Source organism: Kitasatospora sp. NPDC048715, assembly GCF_043198905.1.
In the GTDB taxonomy this organism is placed as follows: Bacteria; Actinomycetota; Actinomycetes; order Streptomycetales; family Streptomycetaceae; genus Kitasatospora; species Kitasatospora lactacystinica.
In genome coordinates, this window is sequence record NZ_JBICVH010000009.1 from 356,790 (window position 1) to 378,751 (window position 21,962).

A 21,962-nucleotide genomic window follows, 5' to 3' on the forward strand; every position below is an offset into this window, starting at 1 on the left:
GTGACGACGGTGACGACGGTGATGCGGGGGCGGGCCGGCGGGCGCGCGCGTACGGGGCCGTGCCGGAGTCCCGGCACGGCCCGACGGATCGGCCCCCGCGGTGTGCACAGTGGCGGCCCGGAGACCGGGCACCGTCGGCTGCGCCGTCGGGGTCCGGACCGCACCCCGGGGCGGTGACGGCATCGCCGCCGGTGTGTCGGTCAGAGGGTGTACATGGCGGCGTACGGCGGGGTGATCCGCTCCTGTCGGGTGCCGAAGTCGACGAGGACCGCGGGGTAGGCCCCGTCCTCCACCGCGATGACGCGGCCGAGACCGTACTTGTCGTGGCTGATGCGGTCGCCGACCGCGAAGTGTTTGGGCGGTGCTTCGGGCCGGGGCTTGAAGGGACTGGTGGGCAGAGGGCGTCGGACTGCCGGTGATTTCGTCATCCTGGTCAGTATGCTCCGAAAATCGAGGGAACGGGCCGTCCCGGCGGGGGTGAATCCGTTGCCGGTCATCCTCGGGGCGGCCCGTCCTCCCGGCGTGGCGAAAGTCGCGACCGGGCCGGGGCGGGGCGGGGCGCCCCCAATCTCCCCGTGGCAACCGGTTGTTGCGGTCCCCCTGGGGGTGAGGGGCACGCCCGGAAGGGTGAGGCGAAAATATTCGCGTGGTTATCCGCCGCGGCGGCCCGAAGTCTGCTACGGTTGTTTTAGTTGCAGTTGTGGTTCCCATGAACTTTGTGTGCGCCTGCTCTTCGCAGGCGCATTTTTTGTTTTCCGGCTCTTTCCCGGAGGGTTCTCATCGCGGCGACTCGAAAGTCTGCATGGTGCAGGCTTCGGACAGTCTCTCGAAGGAGATTTCTCATGGCTACTGGCACCGTGAAGTGGTTCAACGCGGAAAAGGGCTTCGGCTTCATCGCGCAGGAGGGTGGCGGCGCGGACGTGTTCGCCCACTACTCGAACATCGTTGCCCAGGGCTTCCGTGAGCTCGTTGAGGGCCAGAAGGTCGAGTTCGACGTCACGCAGGGCCAGAAGGGCCCGCAGGCCGAGAACATCCGCCCGCTGTAGTCCTCTGCTCCGGCTTTCGCCCGGCAGAAAAAGGGGCCCGTACCGTGCGTCGCGCACGGTGCGGGCCCCTTTTGCCGTACCGGGGTGGAAGCCCCTCGCCGTCGGGCGGTCAGTTGCCGCCGTGGACCAGGTTGAGCGAGAAGCCGTCGCCGGTGGGGACGGACGGCGTCCGGACCGTCGTCACCCCGGTCGCGGCGTCGTAGTACCAGCCCGAGCCGGCCGCGTCGAGCGCGGCCGCCGAGTCCAGCCGGGGCAGCGGGCCCGCGTCGCCGGCCACCAGGCGCGGGGCGGGGCGGCCGTGCACGGTGAGGCGGTACGACCGCTGGGCCGGCTTGCCGGCGTAGTCGCCCTCGCTGGCGCCGATGCGGACGTTGGTCACGGCGCGGTTGCTGTGCACGTCCACCCGCTGGGTGGCCGAGGAGCCGGCGTTGAACTGCCGGGTGACGCCGTCGTCCTCGTACAGGGTGTAGGAGGAGTCGCCCGCGGCCTGCGGGTAGAGGTCGTAGTCGAGCTCGGAGCGGTCCCGGTTCTCCCAGGACAGCGTGCCCTTGGGCCACATCGGGACGATCGCGCCGCCGCGGACGAACAGCGGCAGCGTGTCGAGCGGGGCGGAGTAGCCGTTGACCGTGGTCGGGCCCTGGTAGGTGCGGCCGGTCCAGTAGTCGGTCCAGGTGCCCTCGGGCAGGTAGATGCCGTCGCGCACGGTGGTGTCCGAGTAGACCGGCGCGACCAGGAAGTCGGGCCCGGCCAGGAACTCGTACTTGGCGTTCGGGCCGAGGGCGTTCGGGTCGTGCGGGTACTCCAGGGCCAGCGGGCGGACCGCGCCGACGCCGGTGCGGGTGGCCTCCGCGGAGAGGGTGTACATGTACGGCAGCAGCCGTTCCTTGAGCTGCAGGTACTTGCGGTTGATCGAGGTGTAGGGCTCGCCGTCCAGCCAGGGCTGCTGGTCCCGCTGCTGCTTGCCCGTCATGTCCCGGGCCCAGCCGTCCATGGTCATGATCGCCGGGAGGAAGGCCTTCCACTGCAGGTCGCGGGCGTACATCTTGGGGTCCCGGCGGTAGATCGAGCCGACGTCGCCGGTGTTGTAGGCGATGCCGGACATGGTGGCGCCGGCATAGGTCGGGATCTGCCAGCGGATGTAGTCCCAGGACAGGCTCTGGTCACCGCTCCACAGCACGCCGCAGCGCTGCGCGCCGGCCCAGGAGACCGGCAGCCAGACGAAGCCGCGGGCGTCGCTGTTGTCCTCGATGCCGGCCTTGGCCTGGTCGCAGGCGTTCAGCGCGAAGTCGTAGCCGTTGCCGACCCAGGCCACGTCGAGCTTGCGCACCCGCACGCCGGCCTTGACCTCCTCGGCCTGGTTGGGCAGGCCGTTCTGGGTCCACAGACCGAGCTGGGCGTGGTCCTTGCGCAGGCCCGTGCCGGTCTGCGGCAGGCTCTCGTAGCCGCAGCCGTAGCCGTCGTTGACCAGCATCCAGCCCAGCGGCATCTGGTTGTCCACGTAGCCGTCGGCGACCTTCAGCGCGTCCAGGGTGTGGCGCTCGCCGCGGTTGGCGTTGTGCAGGTAGCAGTCGGAGTCGCCGGGCTCCAGCCCGTAGACGGGCGGCATGAAGGGCTTGCCGACCAGGTCGGTGTACCGGCCGATCACCGCCTTGACGTCACCGGTGAAGTAGTAGGCGTCCAGGCGGCGTTCCTGCTGCCCGGTGCGGACGGGCGAGCCGAAGTCGTAGATCCCGGGCGTGAAGGTGTTGCGGAAGACGCCGTAGCCGGCGGAGGACACGTAGAACGGCTGGGAGTTGTTCCAGCCGCCCTCGTTCCAGTCGGTGCTGTTGGCGACGTGGACGGTCCGGTCGCGGTGCGAGAAGGAGCCGTTCTGCTCGCCGCCGCCGAAGAACTGCTCGTCCGCGCCGCGCAGCAGGCTCTGCCGCAGTCCGCCGGTGCTCCAGCGCAGTGGAGCGCTCTCCTGCCAGAGGGCGGTGCGGTCGTCCGCCTTGTACAGGCCGAACCGCAGCGGGTGCTTGTAGACCCGCAGGACCAGGCCCTTGGAGCGGATGCCGTAGTACGCCCCGGCGTCGAAGGTGCTGGTGTCGCGCTGCGGCTCGGGCTGCGTGCGGACGATCGTGCTGCCCGCCGGATCGGTGAGGACGCCGTCCGGGGCGGCGCGCAGGCGCAGCTGGTCGTCGGCGAGGAAGTCGACCCGGGCCTTCAGGGTGCCCGCGGAGATGTCGTAGCTGCCCTGGGAGCCGCCGAAGCCGGTCAGGTCGCCGGCGTCGGCGGTCTGGGGCAGGTAGGCGGTGCCGGTGTAGGAGCCGCCGTGGACGTCGTAGGGGACCACCAGGACGCGGTAGGTGCCCGAGGCCTTCGGGATCACCGTGGCCTCTGGGTCGGCGGTGCCCGCGCTGCTGGCCACCTGCTTGCCGGTGGCGTCGTAGATGTAGAGGTCGAAGTCGTCGGTGGGGTTCTGCCAGCGGACGGACACCGGGACGCCGCCCTCCGGATTGTCGTCCCAGTAGCCGGCCGGCACGTTCACGGTGAGGTCGAAGTGGTCGCAGACCGTGCCGCCCGGGTCCTGCGCGGCCGGGGGGCAGCTGCCGGGGTCGCCGAGGGTGCCCTTGGCGTACTGCGGGCTCTGCCAGGTGACGCTCTGGTGGCCCTGGTCGAGGACGGCGGAGCCAGGGGTCGCGGCCCGGGCGGGCAGGACGGGCCCGGCCAGGGCGGGTAGGACGGCCAGGGCCGCGGTGAGGGCGGCCCGGCGGAGGTGGGGCCGGAGTAGGCGCACGGTGGTGTCTCCGTTCGACGTTGAGGAGGTGGGCGGTCAGGACCTGCCGGACGCGCCCGGGCCGGACGCGCCCGGGCGGGCGAGGAGGCGCGGAGGTGACGGGGCACGCGGTGGTGAGAGGGCGAACGGCGCCGGTCAGGGACGGTGCCGGTCCCCGAGGACGACGGACCGGGTGAGGTGCCGCGGCCGGTCCGGGTCGCAGCCCCGCGACTCGGCCACCGCGACGGCCAGCCGCTGGGCCCGGACGAGGTCGGCCAGCGGGTCCAGGTCGCCGTCCGTTCCACCGGATCCGGCGACCAGGAGGGCGCCGGCCCGGGTGATGTCCTCGGCGAGCCCGGCGGGCGGCGCGCCGAACACCCAGGCCACCCGGCCCGGTTCGGCGATGCTGATCGGCCCGTGCCGGTACTCCATCGCCGGGTACGCCTCGGTCCAGGCGCCCGCCGCCTCGCGCAGCTTCAGCCCGGCCTCCAGCGCCAGCCCGTACGTCCAGCCGCGCCCGAGGAAGGTGAACTGCCCGGCGTCGCGCAGTTCGGCGGACAGCGGCACCGCGACGGCCCGTTCGGCGTCCCGGACCGCGCGGGACAGCGGGTGGACTCCGGCCGGAAGCGCGCCCTCGGCTTCCAGGTGGGCGCGCAGCAGGGCGAGCACGCTGGTGGCGAAGCGGGTCTGCACCACGGACCGCTCGTCGGCGAAATCCAGGACGGCGACGGCGTCGGCGAGCGCCGCGACCGGGGTGGCGGGATCGGCGGTGACGGTGCTGGTGGGCACCCCGGCCGTACGGGCCCGGCCGAGCAGGTCGAGCACCTCGGTGGTGGTGCCGGAGCGGCAGATGGCCAGGATCCGGTCGTAGGCACGCCCGGGCGGGAACTCCGAGGCGGCGAAGGCGTCCGTGGTCCCGTGGCCGCCGCCCTCGCGCAGGGCCGCGTAGGCCTGGGCCATGAACCAGGAGGTGCCGCAGCCGACGACGGCGATCCGCTCGCCCCGGCGGGGCAGGGCGGGGGCGTGCCGCGGCAGGGAGTCGGCGGCGCGGCGCCAGCAGTCGGGCTGCGAGGCGATCTCGGCGGCGGTGCGGGAGGGCGTGCCTGCGGTGCCTGCGGTGCCTGCGGTGCCTGCGGGGTCGGGGGTGCCGACGGGGTCGGGGCTGGCGGGGGCCATGCGGCGGGCTCCTTCGAAGAGGCGGCGGACTTTCAACCCGTGGGTGCGGTCGGCTACTTGACCGATCCGGCGGTCAGTCCCGAGACCACGTGCCGCTCGATCAGGGCGAACAGCACCACGACCGGCACGATCGCGACGACCGACCCGGCGAACAGGTAGTTCCACTCGACGGTGTAGTTGCCGATGAAGCTGTTGATCCCGACGGTGAGCGGCTGGCTCCCCGGCTCGGTGGACAGGGTCAGGCCCATCACGAACTCGTTCCAGGCCGAGATGAAGGTGAAGATCACCGCGGTGACCACGCCCGGCATGGCCAGCGGCAGGACCACCCGGCGCAGGGCCCCGAGCCGGCCGAGGCCGTCGAGCAGCGCGGCCTCCTCCAGTTCCACCGGGATGGCCGAGATGTAGGCGGTGAGGATCCAGATCGCGAAGGCCAGGTTGAAGGCGGCGTTGCAGAGGATCAGGGTCCAGACCGAGTTGAGCATGCCGAGCCGGTAGAACTCGCGGTGGAGGCCCACCAGCAGCGAGGTCGGCTGGAACATCTGGGTGACCAGGACGAGCAGCAGGAAGAGCCGCCGGCCCCGGTACCGGACCCGGGCGGTGCAGTACGCGGCGGGCAGGGCGACCAGCAGCGCCAGCACGGTGGACCCGCCGGCGACCAGCAGGGTGACCCTCAGGTTGCCGCCGAGGGTGGAGTCGCGCCAGACGCCGACGAAGTTGGACCAGGCGAAGTGGTGCGGCAGGTAGCCCGCGTCGCGCAGCTCGTCGGCCGGGCGCAGCGCCGTGACGACCATCTCCAGGTACGGGAGCAGGAAGACCGCCGCCAGCAGCCAGGCGACGCTGGCGAGCACGACGGTGCGCGGCCGGATCGGGCGACGGCCGCGCCGGGCCCTCAACTCTCCTCCCCGTTCCAGCGGCTGACCTTGAGGAAGGCCAGCACCATCAGCACCACCAGCGCGAAGTTGACCACCGAGACGGCCGCGGACTCGCCGATGTCGGTGCTCTTCACCTGGTACATGAACACCGTGGTGGTGGCCGTGTCGCTGCTCGGGCCGCCCCTGGTCATGGCCCAGATGACGGGGAAGGAGTTGAAGACGTTGATCAGGTTGATGACCACGCCGACCAGGAAGGCCGGGCGCAGCAGCGGCAGGGTGATCCGCCGGTAGGTCTGCCAGGGCGAGGCGCCGTCCGTCCGGGCAGCCTCGTACACGTCGGCGGGGACGGTCTGCAGGCCGGCGAGCAGGGTGTAGGTGGTGAACGGCAGCGAGACGAAGACCGCGACGAACACCATCCAGGGCCAGGCCGTCGCGGGGGTGCCGAGCCAGTCCCGGGGGCCGTCGATCAGGCCGAGGTCGGTCATGGCGGTGTTGAGCACGCCGGCGGTGCGGTCGAGCATCCACCGGAAGCCGATGGCGGTCATCAGCACCGACGCGGCCCAGGGGACGATCAGGGCCCAGCGGGCGTACCGGCGGCCGGGGAAGCGCTGGTTGAAGAGCTGGGCCAGGCCGAGCGAGAGCAGCATGGTCAGGCCGACCACGACGGCCGTCCAGACGACGGTGGCGAGCAGCACGTGGCCGAGGTCGGCCTCGCCGAAGAGCTTGCGGTACTTGTCCAGGCCGGCCGGGCCCCGGACGAAGCCGCTGGTGCTGATGCGCAGGAAGGAGGTGCGGACCATCTCGTAGACGGGCCACAGGACGACGGCGAGGATCAGCAGGACGGCCGGGGCGATCCAGGGCAGCGGCCCGAGCCGGCCCGGGCGGGAGACCGACGGCGCGGCGCGGCGCGGCGGCCTCGCGGACGGCGGCCTCGCGGACGGAGTGGGGGAGCCGGCGGCGGTGCCGGGGCCGCTGGGGGATCCGGCGGTGGGGGAGCCGGGGGGCGTGGGGGGCCCGGCGGCGGGGGAGCTGGAGGTCACTGGGGTGCCTTCCGCGGGGTCACTTGTCGGCGACGGCGTCCTGGGCCTTCTTCTGCAGGTCGCCGAGCACCTTGGCCGGGTCGCCGGAGACGGCGCTGCCGACGCTCTTCTTGAGCTCGGCCGAGACGACGTCCCAACTGGTGTCGCCCAGCGGGTAGAAGGCGGCGTGCGGCAGCGGGGCGAAGAACGGTTCGAGGTCCGGGTGCTTGCCGCCGGTGGTCATCGCGCGCAGCGTGTCCTGGGTGACCGGCATCAGGTTGTAGGTCTCGTCGAACCGGAGCATGTTGTCCTCGGTGTACGCGAAGTCGAGGAACTTCCTGATCTGCTCGCGGTGGCCGTTCTTCTTGAAGGCCATCATCCAGTCCGCGACGCCGAGGGTGCTGGTGAGCGGGCCCGCCTTGCCGGGGACGGGGGCCACTCCGTAGTCGACCTTGCCCGCCTGGGCCATCCGGATCAGTGACGGGTGGCCGTTGAGCATGGCGGCCTTGCCCGCGGCGAAGTCGGCGAAGGCGGTCTTGCGGTCGGTGGTGGCCGGGTTGGGGTAGGTGAGGCCGGGGCCCACGAGGTTGGACTTGAGCCAGGAGAAGGTGTCGATGTCGGCCTGGCTGTCGAGGGTGTACCCGCCGTCCTTGTCGGTGGGGCCGCCGCCGTTGCCGAGTTCCCAGAGCATGCTCTCGCCCTGGGCCTCCTCCGGGCCGAGCGGCAGCGCGTACGGGGTGACGCCGGGCGCCGCGGCCTTGATCTGCTCGGCGTCCTTGCGCAACTCCTCCCAGGTGGTGGGGGGTTGGGTGATGCCGGCCTGCCGGAGGATCGCCTTGTTGTAGAACAGGAGCCGGGTGGAGGAGACGAACGGTATGCCGTACTGCACGCCCTTGACCTCGCCGGCCTTGGCGAAGCTGTCGATCAGGTTGCTGCGGGTGGCGGGCGACAGGACGTCCTGCGCCTTGTAGAGGAGGTCGTCGGCGACCTTGTCGGCGTAGCCGCCGGTCTGCAGGACGTCCGGTACGTTGCCGCTCTGGATCATCGTCTTGACCTGCTGGTCGATGTCGTTCCAGTTCACCACCTGGACGTCGACCCTGATGTCGGGGTTGGCGGCGGTGAAGGCGGAGGCGACGCCGTTCCAGTAGGCCTTGGAGCTGTTGGACTCCTTGTCGCCGTAGTCGGCGGCGACCAGTTTGAGCGTCACCTTGCCGTCGGCGTCGGTGCCGCCGCCACTGCCGCTGCCGCAGGAGGTGAGGGCGAGGGCGCCGAGGGCGCACACCGTGAGGAGGGCCGGCACACGTTTGTCCACCGCAGTTACCGCCTTCGTATGCGCTTGATGGGTGATCGGAGATGCTTGATACACGCTGATTCTGCGCAGGTGCGAAAGAGCTTCCTGTGTTAGTGAGTTCATGTCAACCGTTGCGGTGACAGAAACGCCCGGCCGGGAGGCCCGGCCGGGCGTTGCGTGAGGAGGTGCGGGATCCGGGCCCGCGGGGCCGGCGGCCCGGCGTCAGGCGCGCAGGACCCGTACCCCGTCGGCGGCGATCGCCTCCTCCTGCTCCGCCGTGACCTCGGCGTCGGTGACCAGGTCGTGGACCTCGGAGAGCGGGCAGATCCGGGCGAAGGTGACCCGGCCGATCTTGCTGCTGTCGGCGAGGACGACCGACCGCGCGCTGCTGCGCAGGAACGCGCGGTCGGTCTGGGCCTCCATCTCGTCGTGCGTGGTGCAGCCCTCCTGGGGGGTCAGGCCGTCCACGCCGATGAACGCGATGTCGAGGTGGTACTGGGCGAGCATCCGGTCGGCGGCCGGCCCCACCAGTTCGTAGCTGGTGGTCCGGGCGATGCCGCCGACCACCACCAGGCGGATGTCCGGCCGGACGATCAGGTCGGCCGCGATGTTGACGGCGTTGGTCACGATGGTGATCCCGCCGCGTTCGGCCAGGACGCGGGCCAGCTCGCTGGTCGTGGTGCCGCCGGTCAGGCCGACCACCGCGCCGTCGGGCACCAACCGGTCGGCCGCCAGGGCGATCCGGCGCTTCTCCGCCTGCCGCGTGCCGTGCTTGTGGCGCAGCGGCAGTTCGAGGTTGACGGCGCCGGTGACCGCCCCGCCGCGGGTGCGGTGCAGCAGGCCCTGGTCGTGGAGTTCCTGCAGGTCCCGGCGGACGGTGGCCGCCGACACCCGCAGGAGCCCGGCCAGCTCGTGCACGTCGGCGCTGCCCGTCTCGGTGAGGTGCGTGAGGATCCGGGAGGTGCGGTCAGCTTTGAGCATGGCGGAAGTCTAGTGCCGTTCGTGCGAGGGACGATCTTTGCGCGGAGCTGCGTGGAACCGCCCGGAACGGGAGCGGTGCGCTCGCCTCCGGGGGCGGCTCCCCGGGCCGGGCCGGTTCAACGGCCACCGACCGGGCCGGTGCTGTCGCGGATGACGAGCTCGGGGCGCAGCAGCTGGATCGAGTTGGCCGGGCTGCCGGAGCGGGTGAGGGCGCGCAGCAGCAGTTCGACCGCTTCCCGGGCCATCTCCCGCTTGGGGATGGCCACGCTGGTGAGCGCCGGTCGGGCCACGCCGACCTCCGGGTTGTCGTCGTGCCCGACGATCGACAGGTCGTGGGGCACGGAGCGGCCCGCTTCCCGGGCGGCCTCCAGCGCCCCCAGGGCGAGGACGTCGTGGGTGGCGAAGAGCGCGGTGATCGTCGGGTCGGCGGTGAGCGCCGCCGTCGCCGCGGCGAAGCCGCCCGCGGGGGTGGGTTCGCGCGCGGTGTGGACGGCGTGGTCGGGGACGGTCAGGCCGTCGCCGGCGAAGGCGCGCCGGAAGCCCGCCACCCGCGGGGCGTGGTCGGGGCTGGCGAGCACCGCGACGCGCTCGTGCCCGAGTTCGCGCAGGTGGCGCCCGGCCAGGTGGCCGGCCCGCTCGTAGTCGATGGTGACCACGGGGAAGCGGTCGGGGGCGTCGGTCTCCCAGGCGCACAGGGCGACCGGGAAGGAGGCCTCGGCCAGCAGCGGCAGGTGGTCGATCAGGTCCCGGTCGCCGGCGATCAGCAGCGCGTCCACCGAGCGGCTGGTCAGGCTCGCCAGGTGCCGCTTGGCGCGCTCGCCGTCGAGCCGGGTCGTGCAGAGCAGCAGGTGGTAGCCGTTCGCGTCGAGGACGTCCTCGACCTCCTCGACGATGTCGGGGTAGAAGGAGCCCGTCACCGTGGGGACCAGCAGGCCCACCGTCCGGGTGGCGCCGGTGGCGAGGGAGCGCGCGACCAGGTTGGGGGTGTACCCCAGTTCCCCGATCGCGGCGCGCACCCGGGCCGCGGTCGCCGGGCTCACGGCCCCCCGCCCCCGGATGACGTTGGAGACGGTCTGCTTCGTGACCCCGGCGCGCTCGGCCACGTCCTGCATCGTCACCATGACTGGATCCTTCGGCTTTACCGGTCAACTTGCTTTCGGTGAAAGGTAGGGCACCGGTGAAGGGGCGTCAAGGTAGATCAAACCCCAGCTCCGGTGCGCAACTTGAGAGCCCCTTGCGCAATCGGTGTCGAAGCGCCGCAGTCCGGAGCAGGTTTTTGCAAGGACTCTTGATTTACCGGTCAACCCGACCGTATCGTCCCAGCCATCCAGCCGCTCCCCGTCCTCGGGCCCCGGCTGACGACACGTCCGCGCGGCATCTCGCGCCTCCGAGAGGAACCACCCATGGGGAGAACGACCATGCCCGCCGCCCGCATCATCGGGGCGGCCACCGCCGTCGCCCTCGCGCTCGGAGCGAGCGCCTGCGGCAGCGGCTCGGAGGGCGGCGCGAAGGCCGCCGGCAGCTTCACCTACTGGTCGATGTGGCGCGCCGACGAGCCGCAGGCCAAGGTGCTGAAGGCCGCGATCGACGACTTCACCGCCACCACCGGCGCCAAGGTGGACGTCACCTGGGCGGGCCGGGACATCGCCAAGAAGATCGGACCGGCGATCGCCGCCAACCGGGCCCCGGACCTGTGGGACGAGTCCGACGACAAGGTCTACGGCACCACCGCCGCGGCCGGCCAGGCACTGGACCTCTCGCCGGTGCTGCAGCTGCAGGTGCCCGAGGAGAACGTCCCGGTCTCCCAGGTCGTCCCGGCCAAGTACTTCGAGATGCTGCCGAAGGACCCGTCCGGCTCCAACCACTACGTGATCCCGTACGAGGTGGTCACCAACGCCATGTTCTACAACGCGGCCGACCCGGCGATCGCCGCCGCCATGCCCAGTCCGCCCACCGACTGGGCCGGACTGCTCAAGGTCTGCGACGCGCTGAAGACGGCCGGGAAGGCGTGCATCGCCTCCGAGGGCGAGGACCCCTGGAGCAACGCGCTGTACTTCGACTACCTGCTCAACGGGGCAGGGGTGAACGTCGCGCAGCTCGCCGCCGACAAGTCCGGCGCGACCTGGGACGATCCGGCGGTCCTCGCCGCGGCGCAGCAGGTGGAGCAGCTGGTGAAGGGCGGCCACCTGATCGAGGGCTACGACGCCACCAAGTACCCCGCGCAGGAGACCAACTGGGCGGGCGGCAAGGCCGCCTTCTACATGGACGGCAACTACGTCACCGCCGAGGTGGCCAATCAGGTCCCGGCCGGCTGGAGGACGGCGTCGATGCTGCCGCCCACCGCGAAGACCCCGGATGCCGGCCTGTTCGGCTTCGCGATCCCCAAGCGGGCCAAGAACGCCGCCGCCGCACAGAAGTTCATCGCCTTCTTCCTGCAGAAGAAGCACCTGTCCGGGATCTCCACCACCGCGCTCAACCTCACCCCGCGCAGCGACATCCCGGCACCCGCCGAACTGGCCGACGTCCAGAAGGCCCTGGAGGCCCCGACCGTGCGCCTCGGCTTCGACGGGGTGGCCGGCAGCTGGCTGCCCAAGGTCCTGAACGAGAACTACCTGGACTTCTGGCACGGCAAGACCACGGCCGACCGGTTCGTCGCCAAGTGCAAGGCCGACCAGGTCACCTACTGGCAGACCCAGGGCTGACGGTGGCGACGACGATCGACAACCCGCCCCGGACGGACGCCGTCCCGGGCCGGTCCGAGCGCGCCGCCCGCTCCGGCGTCGGCCCGCTGGAGCGCCAGCGCCGCCGGGTGTTCTGGCCCTTCACCGCGCCCGCGCTGATCGTGTACGCGGTGCTGTTCGTCGCCCCGGTCGGCTACGCCCTGTGGACCAGCCTGTACGCGTGGGACGGCATGGGCGAGATGGAGTGGCGCGGCCCGCGGAACTACCTCCTGCTGTTCCAGGACCCGAGGTTCCGCACCTCGCTGTTCAACACGCTCGAACTGATGGTCGTCGGAGGCACGATCACCTTCGTGCTCAGCTTCGCGCTGACCCTGGTGCTGCGCGAGATGCGGGCCAGGCTGTTCGCCCGGTCGGTGCTGTTCTTCCCCTCGCTGGTCAACGGCATGGTCTTCGGCATCGCCGCCGGGTTCCTGTTCTCGCCCACCGGCCCCGTCAACCAGGCGCTGAAGCTCCTCGGGGTGACCACACCGCCCAAGTGGCTGTCGACGGACAACCTGCTCCCGATGGTCCTGGGCACCCTGGTCTGGACGGCGACCGGCTACTACACCTCCATCATCATGGCGGCGGTCGACCAGATCCCCGACTACCTCTACGAGGCGGCCGAACTCGACGGCGCCGGCGCCTTCCAGCGCTTCCGGCACATCACCCTGCCGTGCGCCTGGGACGTCATCGCGGTCTGCGCGGTGCTGTGGACCGTCAGCTCGGTGAAGATCTTCGAGCTGATCCTGCTCTACGGCGGAAGCACCAACGCCTATCCGCCGGTGAGCAGTTGGAACACCGCCGTGTACGTGTACGCCGAGGCCTTCCCGCAGGGCACCGTCCCCCGGCTGGGCACGGCCACCGCCGCCGCGATCGTCAGCCTGGCCATGGTCACCCTGATCACCGTCGTGCTGCGCCGCCTGCTGCGCCGCGAACCGATCGAGTACTGACCCTCGCGTCCCGGCTCCCCGCACCCAACCGGAAAGGTCCCTCCCGTGCGACGCAGTAACCGACCCACCGGACTCGCGAGCAGGATCGGCACGACCGCCGTCTGGATCGTCGTCGCCGCCGACCTGCTGCTGGTCCTGTGGATCCTGCTGACCTCGCTGCGCAGCGGCCCCGACATCCTGCGGCACGGCTTCGGCCTGCCGACCAGCCCGGACACCGGCAACTACACCACCGCGCTCGACGAGGGCGGCTTCGCGCGGGCGGCCCTCAACAGCGTGCTCACCGCCGGCCTCTCCTCCGTGGTCGCCGTCGCCCTCGCCGCCCCCTGCGCCTACGCCCTCGCCCGGCGCCGCTCGCGGACCTCCTCGGCACTGACGATGAGCTTCGCCATGGGCCTCGGCGTGCCCGGCCAGGTCCTGGTGGTGCCGCTGTTCATCGGCCTGTCCCGGGTGGACCTGACCGACAGCGACCTCGGCCTCGGCCTGGTCTACGTCGGCCTGGCGATGCCGTTCACCGTCTTCCTGCTGACCGGCTTCTTCCGCGGCATCCCCGGCGTGCTGGAGGAGGCCGCCGTCCTGGACGGCGCCGGCCCGCTGCGCACCTTCGTCCAGGTGGTGCTCCCGGTCGCCCGGGGCGGGCTGGTCACCGCCTTCCTCCTGCAGTTCATCACCGCCTGGAACGAGACCCTGTTCGCCCTCGTCCTGACGAACAGCCAGGGGACGACCACCCTCCCGGTGGCGCTCTCCTCGTTCGTCGCGGCACAGCAGTTCAACGGCCTGGACTTCGGCACGATGTTCGCCGGGGTCTGCATCATCCTCGCCCCGATGATCGCGCTCTTCTCCTGGATGGGCTCGCGGATCATCCAGGGCATGACAGTTGGGATCGGCAAGTGACCTCGACCCTGCGCACCGACCCGCTCCGCATCGACGGGACCCCCGATCCGGTCGGCGGCACCCTGCCGATCCTGCACGGCCTGCCCCGGCAGACCGGCGCCGGCGCCGGGGTCGACGACGAGATGCGCCGCAACCTGGCCTACGGGGTGCCCGACACCCTGCTGCCGTACACCCGGCAGGGCGGGTACGACCGCGTCCGCACCGAGCGCGAACTCCCGTGCGTGGTACTGGAGAACGAGACCCTCACCGCGACCTTCCTGCCCTCCCTCGGCGGGCGGCTGTGGTCCCTGGTCCACCGCTCCACCGGGCGGGAGCTGCTGCACCGCAACCGGATCCTGCAGCCCGCCAACCTCGCCCTGCGCGACGCCTGGCTGGCCGGCGGGGTGGAGTGGAACCTCGGCGCCACCGGGCACTGGCCGCTGACCTGCGAGCCGCTGCACGCCGTCCGGGTGAGCGCGCCCGACGGCACCCCGGGCCTGCGGATGTACGCCTTCGAGCGGCTGCGGCGCCTGGTGCTGCGGATGGACACCTGGCTGCCCGCCGGCTCCCCGGTGCTCTACGTCCGCATCGCCGTGCACAATCCCGCGCCGACCGAGACGCCGGTCTACTGGTGGTCCAACATCGCCGTGCCCCAGGACCGGGACGTGCGCGTCCTCGGCCCGGCCGACCACGCCTTCCACTGCGACTACGTCAGCGACCTGCGCCGGGTGCCCTTCCCGGAGGTCGACGGCGCCGACCGCAGCTACCCCGGCCGTGCGGCGCGGGCCGCGGACTACTTCCTCGACCTCCCCGGCGGCGAACGCCCCTGGATCGCCGCGCTGGACGGCACCGGCGCCGGGCTCGTCCAGACCTCCACCGCCCGGCTGCGCGGCCGCAAGCTGTTCTGCTGGGGCACCGGCACCGGCGGCAGGCACTGGCAGGAGTGGCTCTCCGGCCCGGACTCCGCCTACCTGGAGATCCAGGCGGGCCTGGCCCGCACCCAGCTGGAGCACCTGCCGATGCCCGCCGGAGCCACCTGGTCGTGGACCGAGGCGTACGGGCTGCTGCAGGCCGATCCCACGGCCGTGCACGGGAGTTGGGACGCTGCCCGGGAGGCCGCCGGCGAGGCGCTGGACCGGTTGCTCCCGCCGCTGGAGCTGGAGCGGGCCGACGCCCGGGCCGGGGAGTTCGGCGCGCCCGAGGAGGTGCTGTCCGAGGGCGGCGGCTGGGCCGCGCTGGAGATCGAGGCCGGTGCCCTGCCCGCCTCGCCTGCCCTGCCCTTCGGCGAGCCGGCGGCCGCCCAGGAACCCTGGCGGCAGCTCCTGAAGACCGGCACGCTCCCGGTCTGCGACCCGCCGGCCGAGCCGGTCACCGGGGCGCACTGGCGGCGGCCGCTGGAGGCGAACGCCACGGACTGGCACGCGCTGTACCAGCTCGGGCTGCTGCGCCTGGCCGACGGGGAGCGGGAGTCCGCCCGCGAGGCGTTCGAGCACTCCGTCGCCGTCCAGCCCTCGCCCTGGGCGCTGCGCGCGCTCGCCCTCCTCGCCCCGCAGGCGCGGGAGGCCGCCGACCTCATGCTCTCGGCCCACCGACTCCGTCCGGAACTGCGGGAGTTGACGATCGAGACGCTGGAGTCGCTGCGGCGCGCCGAGCGCCCCGCCGAGGCACTCGCGCTGATCGAGGCGCTCTCCCCGGCCGACCGGGCGCACGGCCGGATCAGGCTGGCCGAGGCGGAGGCGGCGCACGCCCGCGGCGACGACGACCGGGTCCGGCGGCTGCTGGCCGAGGGCATCCAGGTCGACACCATGCGCGAGGGCGAGCTCTCCCTGGACACCCTCTGGCTCGCCGTCCACCCCGGCACACCGGTGCCCCCGCAGTACGACTTCCGCATGGCGGACGGCTGACCGCCCGCCTCCCCCGGACCACTCTCCCGTTCCGCACCCCCCACAGCAGGGGCGCAACCGTGCGCCCCGCCACGGAAGAGGAGTACCAGTGCCACCTCTACGCACCCGATGGACCCGCGTCCTCGCCGCCACCGCCCTGGCGGCACTCGGCGCCGGAATCCTGGCCGCCGGACCGGCGCCCGCCGACACACCTGCCGCCGGCAAACCGGCCCCCGCCACGTACACGGTCTCGGTCGGCCGGACGGGCTCGTACGCCTACCCCGACGACACCCAGGCCAGTCCCTACATCGACAAGGACGGTACGTTCTACTTCCAGCAGTCGCACTCGCTGTACGGCGCGAACGACTCCCGGAAGTGGAGCTTCTTCACCGGCCGGGACTTCGACAGCGCCACCAGGTCCGCCGCGATCAGCGACGCCGTCAACCCCGCCGACCCGTCGGACCGCAACGACGACACCACCGCACGCTGCAACAACAGCCCCACCGGACGGCAGTCCAGCTACGCGCCGCAGGGTTCGCACTACGCCCAGCGGAACTACTGCGACCTGGCCGGGGTCTGGGTCGACCCGGACAGCGGGGCCTGGTACGGGCTGGTGCACAACGAGTTCACCCCCCAGCCTTTCGGCGACGGCCTGCACTACGACGCGATCGACTACGCCGTCTCCACCGACCAGGGCCGGACCTGGACCATCAGGGACCACGTGCTCACCTCGCCGTACAGCACCACGCGAGGCGACACCGCGGCCTTCCCGCAGCAGACCTTCTCCTACGGCGACGGCGACCAGCGGCTGTTCGCGGACACCGCCTCCGGATACTTCTACGTCTTCTACGGCTCCCGGATCGTCGACAAGGGCGGCAGCTGGGGCGCGTTCCAGCAGCACGTCGCGCGGGCCCCGATGTCCGCCAAGATGGCGCCGGGCAGCTGGCAGAAGTGGTACGACGGCGCGTGGTCGCAGCCCGGGGCCGGAGGCCTGGAGAGCGACATGGTGCCCGCCGACGGCGCCAACCCCACCGGGTACCTCCCGCCGGCCAAGGAGTACAACCCCGCCAACCCCGGCACCGTCAGCCAGCAGATCGCGGCCGGCACGCTCGCCCCGAGCACACCGCTGTTCGTCATGAACATCAGCTACGACGCCTATCTGGGCCTCTACATCGGCACTCCGCAGGCCGTCGACCAGAGCGGCAACGCCCCGCAGCAGATCTACGCCACCAAGGACCTGGCCACCCAGAAGTGGACCCTGCTCGGCGACACCGGCAGCTACCACACCGCCTCCTGGTACCGCTGGTTCCTGGACAGCGCGAGTCTGACCGGCTCCACGATCGTCGGGAAGACCTTCCGGCAGTACTGCTCCTTCGGCTGCGCCGGCTCGGAGGGCCAGTACGTCGAGCTGACCGTCGGCTCCTCCGCGCCGGCCGCCCCGCCGGTCGACCTGACCAGGACCTACCGGATCCAGAGCGGCAACGGCCGGGTCCTCGCCCAGAGCGCCGGCGGCTCCGCCGTCACCTCCACGGCCAAGGCGGCCGGCTCCGCCCGCGAGTCCTGGCGGTTCCTGGCCGAGGGCGACGGCTCCTACCGGATCGTCAACACCGCCACCGGTCAGCTGCTGGGCGTCGACGCCACCTCGACGGCGGGCCGGGCCTGGGGCGCCGCGCTGACCGCCACCGGCGCCGCCGGCGGGAACGCCACCGTCGGGCAGCAGTGGTTCATCCTCCCCAGCAAGGCCGGGAAGGGCCGGTTCCAGCTGGTGAACCGTTACAGCGGCCTGGTGATCGGCATGTCCGGCACCTCGGGCCGGCTCGCCGAGACCGTGCCCGCCCGCTCCTGGAGCGACACCACCGGCGGCACGGTCGGCGGCGGCCGCACGGCGGCCGAGCAGACCCTCGCCCTCGCCCCGACCGGCACGGCCCCCGAGGCGGTCGTCCTCACCGCCCCCGGTGACCAGGCGGGTACCGCGGGCAAGGCCGTCTCCGTCCAGCTCGGCGCCACCGACAGCGCCGGCAAGCCGCTCACCTTCACGGCGACCGGGCTGCCCGCCGGGCTCTCCGTCAGCCCCTCGGGTCTGATCACCGGCACCCCGACCGGGCCCGGAGTCTCGAAGGTCACCGTCACCGCCTCCTCGGGCACCGCGAGCGCCTCGGCAGTCTTCACCTGGACCGTCGAGCCGGACCTCAGCGGCAACCACACCCTGACCACGGGCGGCAAGGCCCTCGACGACGCCGACAGCAGCACCGCCGCCGGCAACCCCCTCATCACCTGGACCGCCTCCGGCGGCAGCAACCAGCTCTGGCAGTTCCGCCCCCAGCCCGACGGCTCGTACGAGTTGTTCAACGGCCTCTCGTCGATGTGCGCCGACGTCAGCGGCGGCTCCACGGCCGCGGGCGCCCAGGTGATCCAGTGGCCGTGCAGCGGCGGCGCCAACCAGCACTGGAACGTCCGGCTGACGGCCGACGGCTCGTACACCGTCACCTCGGCCCACAGCGGCCTGCTGCTCACCACCGCCTCCGGCGCCGACGGCGCCGCGGTGACGCAGGAGCCGGACACCGGATCGCCGCTGCAGCGGTGGTCGATCTCCTGACCCGGGCCCGCAGGGCGGTCCCGCGGGGGCGGTCCTGATGCCGGGCTCCCGGGGCTGTCCCCGGGAGCCCGGCATTTCCGTCGGACCGGACCGCACGCACGAACCGCACGGCACCCGGGAGGACGTCGGGGCCCGCGCGGACGACGAGACCGCCGGTCGGCCCGAGCCGCCGGCGGCGCGTCCTCGCCCCGATTCCGATCCCGGCCCCGATTTTGACCCCGACCCCGGCACGGCTCGTTCGACGGCCGCGCCGGGGTCCTCCTGTGGGCCGGGTCAGCCGGCCGCGGCCTCGCGCAGCCGCGCGGCGGCGGCCTCCGGGCTCACGTCGGTGACGAAGGCGTCGAGTCCGGATTCCACGCCCGCCAGGTACTTGAGCTTGCCGGGAGCGCGCCGGACGGTGAACAGCTCCAGGTGCAGGGCGAGTTCGTCGCCGCCGTCCTTCGGCGCCTGGTGCCAGGCGGAGATGTACGGGGTCCGGTTCGGCGCGGCGCCGGCGGGAGCGGGGAACAGCCGGTCGAAGCGGCGCAGCAGGTCGAGGTAGAGGCCGGGGAACTCGGCGCGCTCGGCCTCGTCCAGCGCGGTGAGGTCGCGCACCCGGCGGTTGGGGTAGAGGTGGACCTCGTACGGCCAGCGGGCGGCGAAGGGCACGAAGGCCGTCCAGTGCTCGCCCCGGAGCACCAGCCGCTCGGGGGCGGCCCGTTCGGCGGCGACGAGGTCCTCGAAGAGGTTCCGGCCGGTGCTCGCCCGGTACGCCTCGGCGCGGCCGATCATCCGGGCGGTGCGGGAGGGGACGAAGGGGAAGGCGTAGATCTGCCCGTGCGGGTGGGCCAGGGTGACGCCGATCTCCTCGCCGCGGTTCTCGAAGCAGTACACCTGCCGGACCTCGGGCCGGGCCGACAGTTCGGCCGTGCGGTCGGTCCAGGCGTCCAGCACCAGGCGGGCCCTGGCCTCGTCCAGGTCGGCGAAGGAGGCGTCGTGGTCGGGGGCGAAGCAGACCACCTCACAGCGGCCGGTGCCCGGCCGCAGGGTGCGCAGGGGGTCGTCCTCGTGGGCGGTGACGTGGGCGGCGGAGTCCGGAGCGAGCGAGGGGAAGCGGTTCTCGAAGACCACGACCTGGTAGTCGGCCGCCGGGACCTCGCTCAGCCGGCCGTCCTGGGAGGGGCAGAGCGGGCACTCGCCGGCCGGGGGGTGGTAGGTCCGCTGCTGACGGTGGGCGGCGACGGTCACCCACTCGCCGAGCACCGGGTCGAGCCGGGTCTCGGAGAGGCTCGCGGAGGGTTCCAGCGGGCGTTCGTCCACGGCGGTCCGGGCCGTGCCGAACTCCTGGTCGTAGTAGACGAGTTCGCGGCCGTCGGCCAACTTGGTCGCGGTCTTGTGCACCGCTGTGCTCCTTCTGCGGGGGAGTTCGGCCAGCCTGTGCCGATCTCCAACAGAATCAAACATATCCGATCGTTTGTCAACAGGTGTAGACCTGCTGGCAGGTCATCAGGCGCCGCTTCCGGTCCGCGCCGCGATGAGAAATCCGCAGGTGTTGACTGTGGCGGCCGATGATGTTTGATTATGTCGAAATCAACTCCCGTCCGCCGATGGAAGCGCCGGCGGGAGCCGACACGACGCACACGCACGACGTACGGGAGCCGAGCAGATGATCGACCGGGCCGCCACCGACTTCGAGGCCGTCCACGGCGCCCGGCCGAGCGGCGTGTGGGCCGCGCCCGGCCGGGTGAACCTGATCGGTGAGCACACCGACTACAACGACGGCTTCGTCCTGCCCATCGCCCTCCCGCACACCACCAGGGTCACCGCCCGCCGCCGTGCGGACGGCCGGGTGCGGCTCCACAGCACCCAGGGCGACGGCACCATCACCGACCTCGCGCTCGACGGCCTGGCCCCCGGGGTCGTCACCAGCTGGGCCGCCTACCCGGCCGGCGTGTTCTGGGCCCTCGCCGAGGCCGGACACGCGATCGGCGGCGCCGACCTCTCCGTCGACAGCGACGTGCCGGCCGGCGCCGGGCTCTCCTCCTCCGCCGCCCTGGAGTGCGCCACGGCCGCCGCCCTGAACGACCTGTACGGGCTCGGCCTGTCCGCGCCGGACCTCGCCCTGGTCGCCCAGCGGGCCGAGAACGCCTTCGTCGGCGTGCCCTGCGGGGTGATGGACCAGATGGCCTCCGCCTGCTGCACGGACGGGGCCGCCCTGCTCCTCGACACCCGGACGCTGGAGCGGCGCCACGTCCCGCTCGACCTGGAGGCGGCCGGCTTCCGGCTGCTGGTGATCGACACCCGGGTCAAGCACGACCTCGGCGACGGCGCCTACGCCGCCCTGCGGGCCGGCTGCGAGCGTGCCGCCGACCTGCTCGGCCTGGCCGCGCTGCGCGACCTGCCGGCCGCCGGCCTCACCGCGGCCCTGGAGCGCCTCCCCGGGGAACTCGCCCCGCTGGTGCGGCACGTGGTCACCGAGAACCGGCGGGTGGCCGAGGCGATCGAGCACCTGGACGGCGGCCGGATCGCCGCACTGGGGCCGGTCCTGACCGCCGGACACGCCTCGCTGCGCGACGACTTCCGGGTCTCCTGCCCCGAGACGGACCTCGCGGTCGAGGCCGCCGTGGCCGCCGGGGCGCTGGGCGCCCGGATGACCGGCGGCGGCTTCGGCGGCTCCGTCATCGCCCTGGTGGCCGCGGCGGACGTGGCAGCGGTCGCGGACGCGGTGCGGTCGGCCTTCGGCTCCGCCGGCTTCGCCGCACCCGTCGCCTTCACCGCCGTCCCCTCGGCGGGGGCGCGTCGACTGGCCTGACCGGGCGGGGCCCGGAGCGTCCGGTCAGCCGGCGGCCGGTACCACGACGAGTTCGCCGACCGCCTCGGCGAGCGCGCTGCGGGCCGCCGCGGGGAGGGCGTCGTCGGTGATGAAGCAGTCGACCTCCGTCAGGGTCGCGAAGCTGCTCAGGCCGACGACGCCCCACTTGGTGTGGTCGGCGACCACGACGGTGCGGCGGGCCGAGGCGATCAGGGCCCGATTGGTCTGCGCCTCGGCGAGGTTGGGGGTGGTGAGTCCGGCCTGCTCACTGACGCCGTGCACGCCGAGGATGAGCAGGTCCACGTGGAGCGTGCGGATCGTCTGGTCCGCGAGGGAGCCCACCAGGGCCGCGGAGCGGGTCGGCGCCCCACCGGTCAACAGCAGCGACGGAACGGTCTCCGCTCCGTCGCTTTCCGCTGCCCACAGCAGGTCCGCGATCCGCAGGGAGTTGGTGACGACCGTCAGCCCCGGGACCTCCAGCAGCCGGGAGGCGACCGCGTAGGTGGTGGTGCCGGCGGACAGCGCCACCACGCTGCCCGGTTCCACCCGCTGCGCCGCGGCGTCGGCCAGGGCGGCCTTGGTGCCCTCCTCCAGCCCGGACTTCACGTCGAAGCCGGGTTCGTCCGTGCTGGCGGTCCCCACCGCGATGGCCCCGCCGTGGACCTTCTGCACGTCTCCCTGGCGCACCAGTGCGTCCAGGTCGCGGCGGATCGTCATGTCCGACACGCCGAACTGCTCGACCAGCTCGGCGACGCGCACCGCGCCGGCCTTGCGGATGGCCTCCAGGATCAGCGCCTGGCGCTGCGGGGCGAGCAAACTCTGATCAGCCACGAAGGCCCTTTCGATCGAACGGGTGCCTGACCGCTCCCGCTTCCTCCGGCAGGCCGACCCTGCCGCGGTCCGGACGTACCGGTGCCACCGCCGAGGGCCGGGCCGGGCGCCGGAGCGTTCGCGTCGGTGACCGGGGAGCCGTCGGCCGCGACATGATCCAGTATCCCAGGACCCCGGCGGG

The 21,962-nt window shown here is 72.6% G+C and carries 17 protein-coding genes; 7 read left to right on the top strand and 10 right to left on the bottom strand.

Going from position 1 to position 21,962, the window contains the following annotated elements:
* Positions 1–200: 200 nt before the first annotated feature.
* Positions 201–428 carry a hypothetical protein gene (locus tag ACGFSC_RS19395; RefSeq protein WP_359907425.1) on the bottom strand — a complete coding sequence of 76 codons (228 nt, stop codon included), beginning with the start codon at positions 426–428 and terminating at the stop codon, positions 201–203.
* A gap of 414 nt (positions 429–842) precedes the next feature.
* Between ACGFSC_RS19395 and ACGFSC_RS19400 the strand changes: the two genes are divergently transcribed.
* Positions 843–1,046: a cold-shock protein gene (locus ACGFSC_RS19400; protein ID WP_359907422.1), complete on the top strand. Its 204-nt coding sequence runs from the start codon at positions 843–845 to the stop codon at positions 1,044–1,046.
* Between the two features lie 109 nt (positions 1,047–1,155).
* Here the strand turns inward: ACGFSC_RS19400 and ACGFSC_RS19405 are convergent, their stop codons facing one another.
* The 7 genes from ACGFSC_RS19405 to ACGFSC_RS19435 all read right to left on the bottom strand — a co-directional run bounded on the left by ACGFSC_RS19405 (position 1,156) and on the right by ACGFSC_RS19435 (position 10,261).
* Positions 1,156–3,822, bottom strand: coding sequence for a TIM-barrel domain-containing protein (locus ACGFSC_RS19405; protein WP_392863652.1), 2,667 nt, complete (start codon positions 3,820–3,822; stop codon positions 1,156–1,158).
* 135 nt (positions 3,823–3,957) lie between these two features.
* The gene (locus ACGFSC_RS19410; protein ID WP_359907419.1) at positions 3,958–4,977 is read right to left on the bottom strand and encodes an SIS domain-containing protein; all 1,020 of its coding nucleotides are present in this window, start codon (positions 4,975–4,977) and stop codon (positions 3,958–3,960) included.
* 53 nt (positions 4,978–5,030) lie between these two features.
* On the bottom strand, positions 5,031–5,870 hold the full coding sequence (locus ACGFSC_RS19415; protein WP_359907416.1) for a carbohydrate ABC transporter permease: 840 nt from the start codon (positions 5,868–5,870) through the stop codon (positions 5,031–5,033).
* A complete protein-coding gene (locus ACGFSC_RS19420) occupies positions 5,867–6,889 on the bottom strand; it encodes a sugar ABC transporter permease (protein ID WP_359907413.1) in 1,023 nt (340 codons plus the stop codon). Before ACGFSC_RS19420 ends, ACGFSC_RS19415 begins: the two co-directional genes overlap by 4 nt.
* Positions 6,890–6,908: 19 nt before the next feature.
* Positions 6,909–8,180, bottom strand: coding sequence for an extracellular solute-binding protein (locus ACGFSC_RS19425; protein ID WP_359907410.1), 1,272 nt, complete (start codon positions 8,178–8,180; stop codon positions 6,909–6,911).
* Between the two features lie 201 nt (positions 8,181–8,381).
* Entirely contained in the window at positions 8,382–9,140 is a 759-nt protein-coding gene (locus ACGFSC_RS19430; protein WP_359907407.1) for a DeoR/GlpR family DNA-binding transcription regulator, read from the bottom strand.
* Between the two features lie 116 nt (positions 9,141–9,256).
* Positions 9,257–10,261 carry a LacI family DNA-binding transcriptional regulator gene (locus ACGFSC_RS19435; protein ID WP_359907404.1) on the bottom strand — a complete coding sequence of 335 codons (1,005 nt, stop codon included), beginning with the start codon at positions 10,259–10,261 and terminating at the stop codon, positions 9,257–9,259.
* Positions 10,262–10,543: 282 nt separating this feature from the next.
* Between ACGFSC_RS19435 and ACGFSC_RS19440 the strand changes: the two genes are divergently transcribed.
* From ACGFSC_RS19440 to ACGFSC_RS19460, 5 genes are all read left to right on the top strand, one after another.
* Positions 10,544–11,842: an ABC transporter substrate-binding protein gene (locus ACGFSC_RS19440; RefSeq protein ID WP_359907401.1), complete on the top strand. Its 1,299-nt coding sequence runs from the start codon at positions 10,544–10,546 to the stop codon at positions 11,840–11,842.
* 2 nt (positions 11,843–11,844) lie between these two features.
* Positions 11,845–12,810: a sugar ABC transporter permease gene (locus tag ACGFSC_RS19445; protein WP_359907399.1), complete on the top strand. Its 966-nt coding sequence runs from the start codon at positions 11,845–11,847 to the stop codon at positions 12,808–12,810.
* Positions 12,811–12,855: 45 nt separating this feature from the next.
* Complete coding sequence (locus tag ACGFSC_RS19450; protein ID WP_359907397.1) at positions 12,856–13,701, top strand: carbohydrate ABC transporter permease; 846 nt, start codon at positions 12,856–12,858, stop codon at positions 13,699–13,701.
* Positions 13,698–15,584, top strand: coding sequence for a DUF5107 domain-containing protein (locus ACGFSC_RS19455; RefSeq protein ID WP_359907394.1), 1,887 nt, complete (start codon positions 13,698–13,700; stop codon positions 15,582–15,584). Before ACGFSC_RS19450 ends, ACGFSC_RS19455 begins: the two co-directional genes overlap by 4 nt.
* 88 nt (positions 15,585–15,672) lie before the next feature.
* Complete coding sequence (locus ACGFSC_RS19460) at positions 15,673–18,159, top strand: RICIN domain-containing protein (RefSeq protein WP_359907392.1); 2,487 nt, start codon at positions 15,673–15,675, stop codon at positions 18,157–18,159.
* A 273-nt stretch (positions 18,160–18,432) separates the two neighbouring features.
* On the opposite strand, the gene galT is transcribed toward ACGFSC_RS19460, so the two are convergent.
* Positions 18,433–19,539, bottom strand: a complete 1,107-nt coding sequence (galT, locus tag ACGFSC_RS19465; protein ID WP_359907389.1) for a galactose-1-phosphate uridylyltransferase — start codon at positions 19,537–19,539, stop codon at positions 18,433–18,435.
* Positions 19,540–19,804: 265 nt separating this feature from the next.
* Here galT and galK point away from each other — a divergent pair, with 265 nt between their 5' ends.
* On the top strand, positions 19,805–20,950 hold the full coding sequence (gene galK, locus ACGFSC_RS19470) for a galactokinase (RefSeq protein ID WP_359907386.1): 1,146 nt from the start codon (positions 19,805–19,807) through the stop codon (positions 20,948–20,950).
* Positions 20,951–20,974: 24 nt separating this feature from the next.
* Here the strand turns inward: galK and ACGFSC_RS19475 are convergent, their stop codons facing one another.
* Entirely contained in the window at positions 20,975–21,781 is an 807-nt protein-coding gene (locus ACGFSC_RS19475) for a DeoR/GlpR family DNA-binding transcription regulator (RefSeq protein ID WP_359907383.1), read from the bottom strand.
* Positions 21,782–21,962: the final 181 nt, after the last annotated feature.

What these genes read in the sequence shown, in the direction of transcription:
- ACGFSC_RS19395 (WP_359907425.1), bottom strand. Translation starts at nt 428, where the DNA reads ATGACGAAATCACCGGCAGTCCGACGCCCTCTGCCCACCAGTCCCTTC.
- ACGFSC_RS19400 (WP_359907422.1), top strand. Translation starts at nt 843, where the DNA reads ATGGCTACTGGCACCGTGAAGTGGTTCAACGCGGAAAAGGGCTTCGGC.
- ACGFSC_RS19410 (WP_359907419.1), bottom strand. Translation starts at nt 4,977, where the DNA reads ATGGCCCCCGCCAGCCCCGACCCCGTCGGCACCCCCGACCCCGCAGGC.
- ACGFSC_RS19430 (WP_359907407.1), bottom strand. Translation starts at nt 9,140, where the DNA reads ATGCTCAAAGCTGACCGCACCTCCCGGATCCTCACGCACCTCACCGAG.
- ACGFSC_RS19435 (WP_359907404.1), bottom strand. Translation starts at nt 10,261, where the DNA reads ATGGTGACGATGCAGGACGTGGCCGAGCGCGCCGGGGTCACGAAGCAG.
- ACGFSC_RS19440 (WP_359907401.1), top strand. Translation starts at nt 10,544, where the DNA reads ATGGGGAGAACGACCATGCCCGCCGCCCGCATCATCGGGGCGGCCACC.
- galK (WP_359907386.1), top strand. Translation starts at nt 19,805, where the DNA reads ATGATCGACCGGGCCGCCACCGACTTCGAGGCCGTCCACGGCGCCCGG.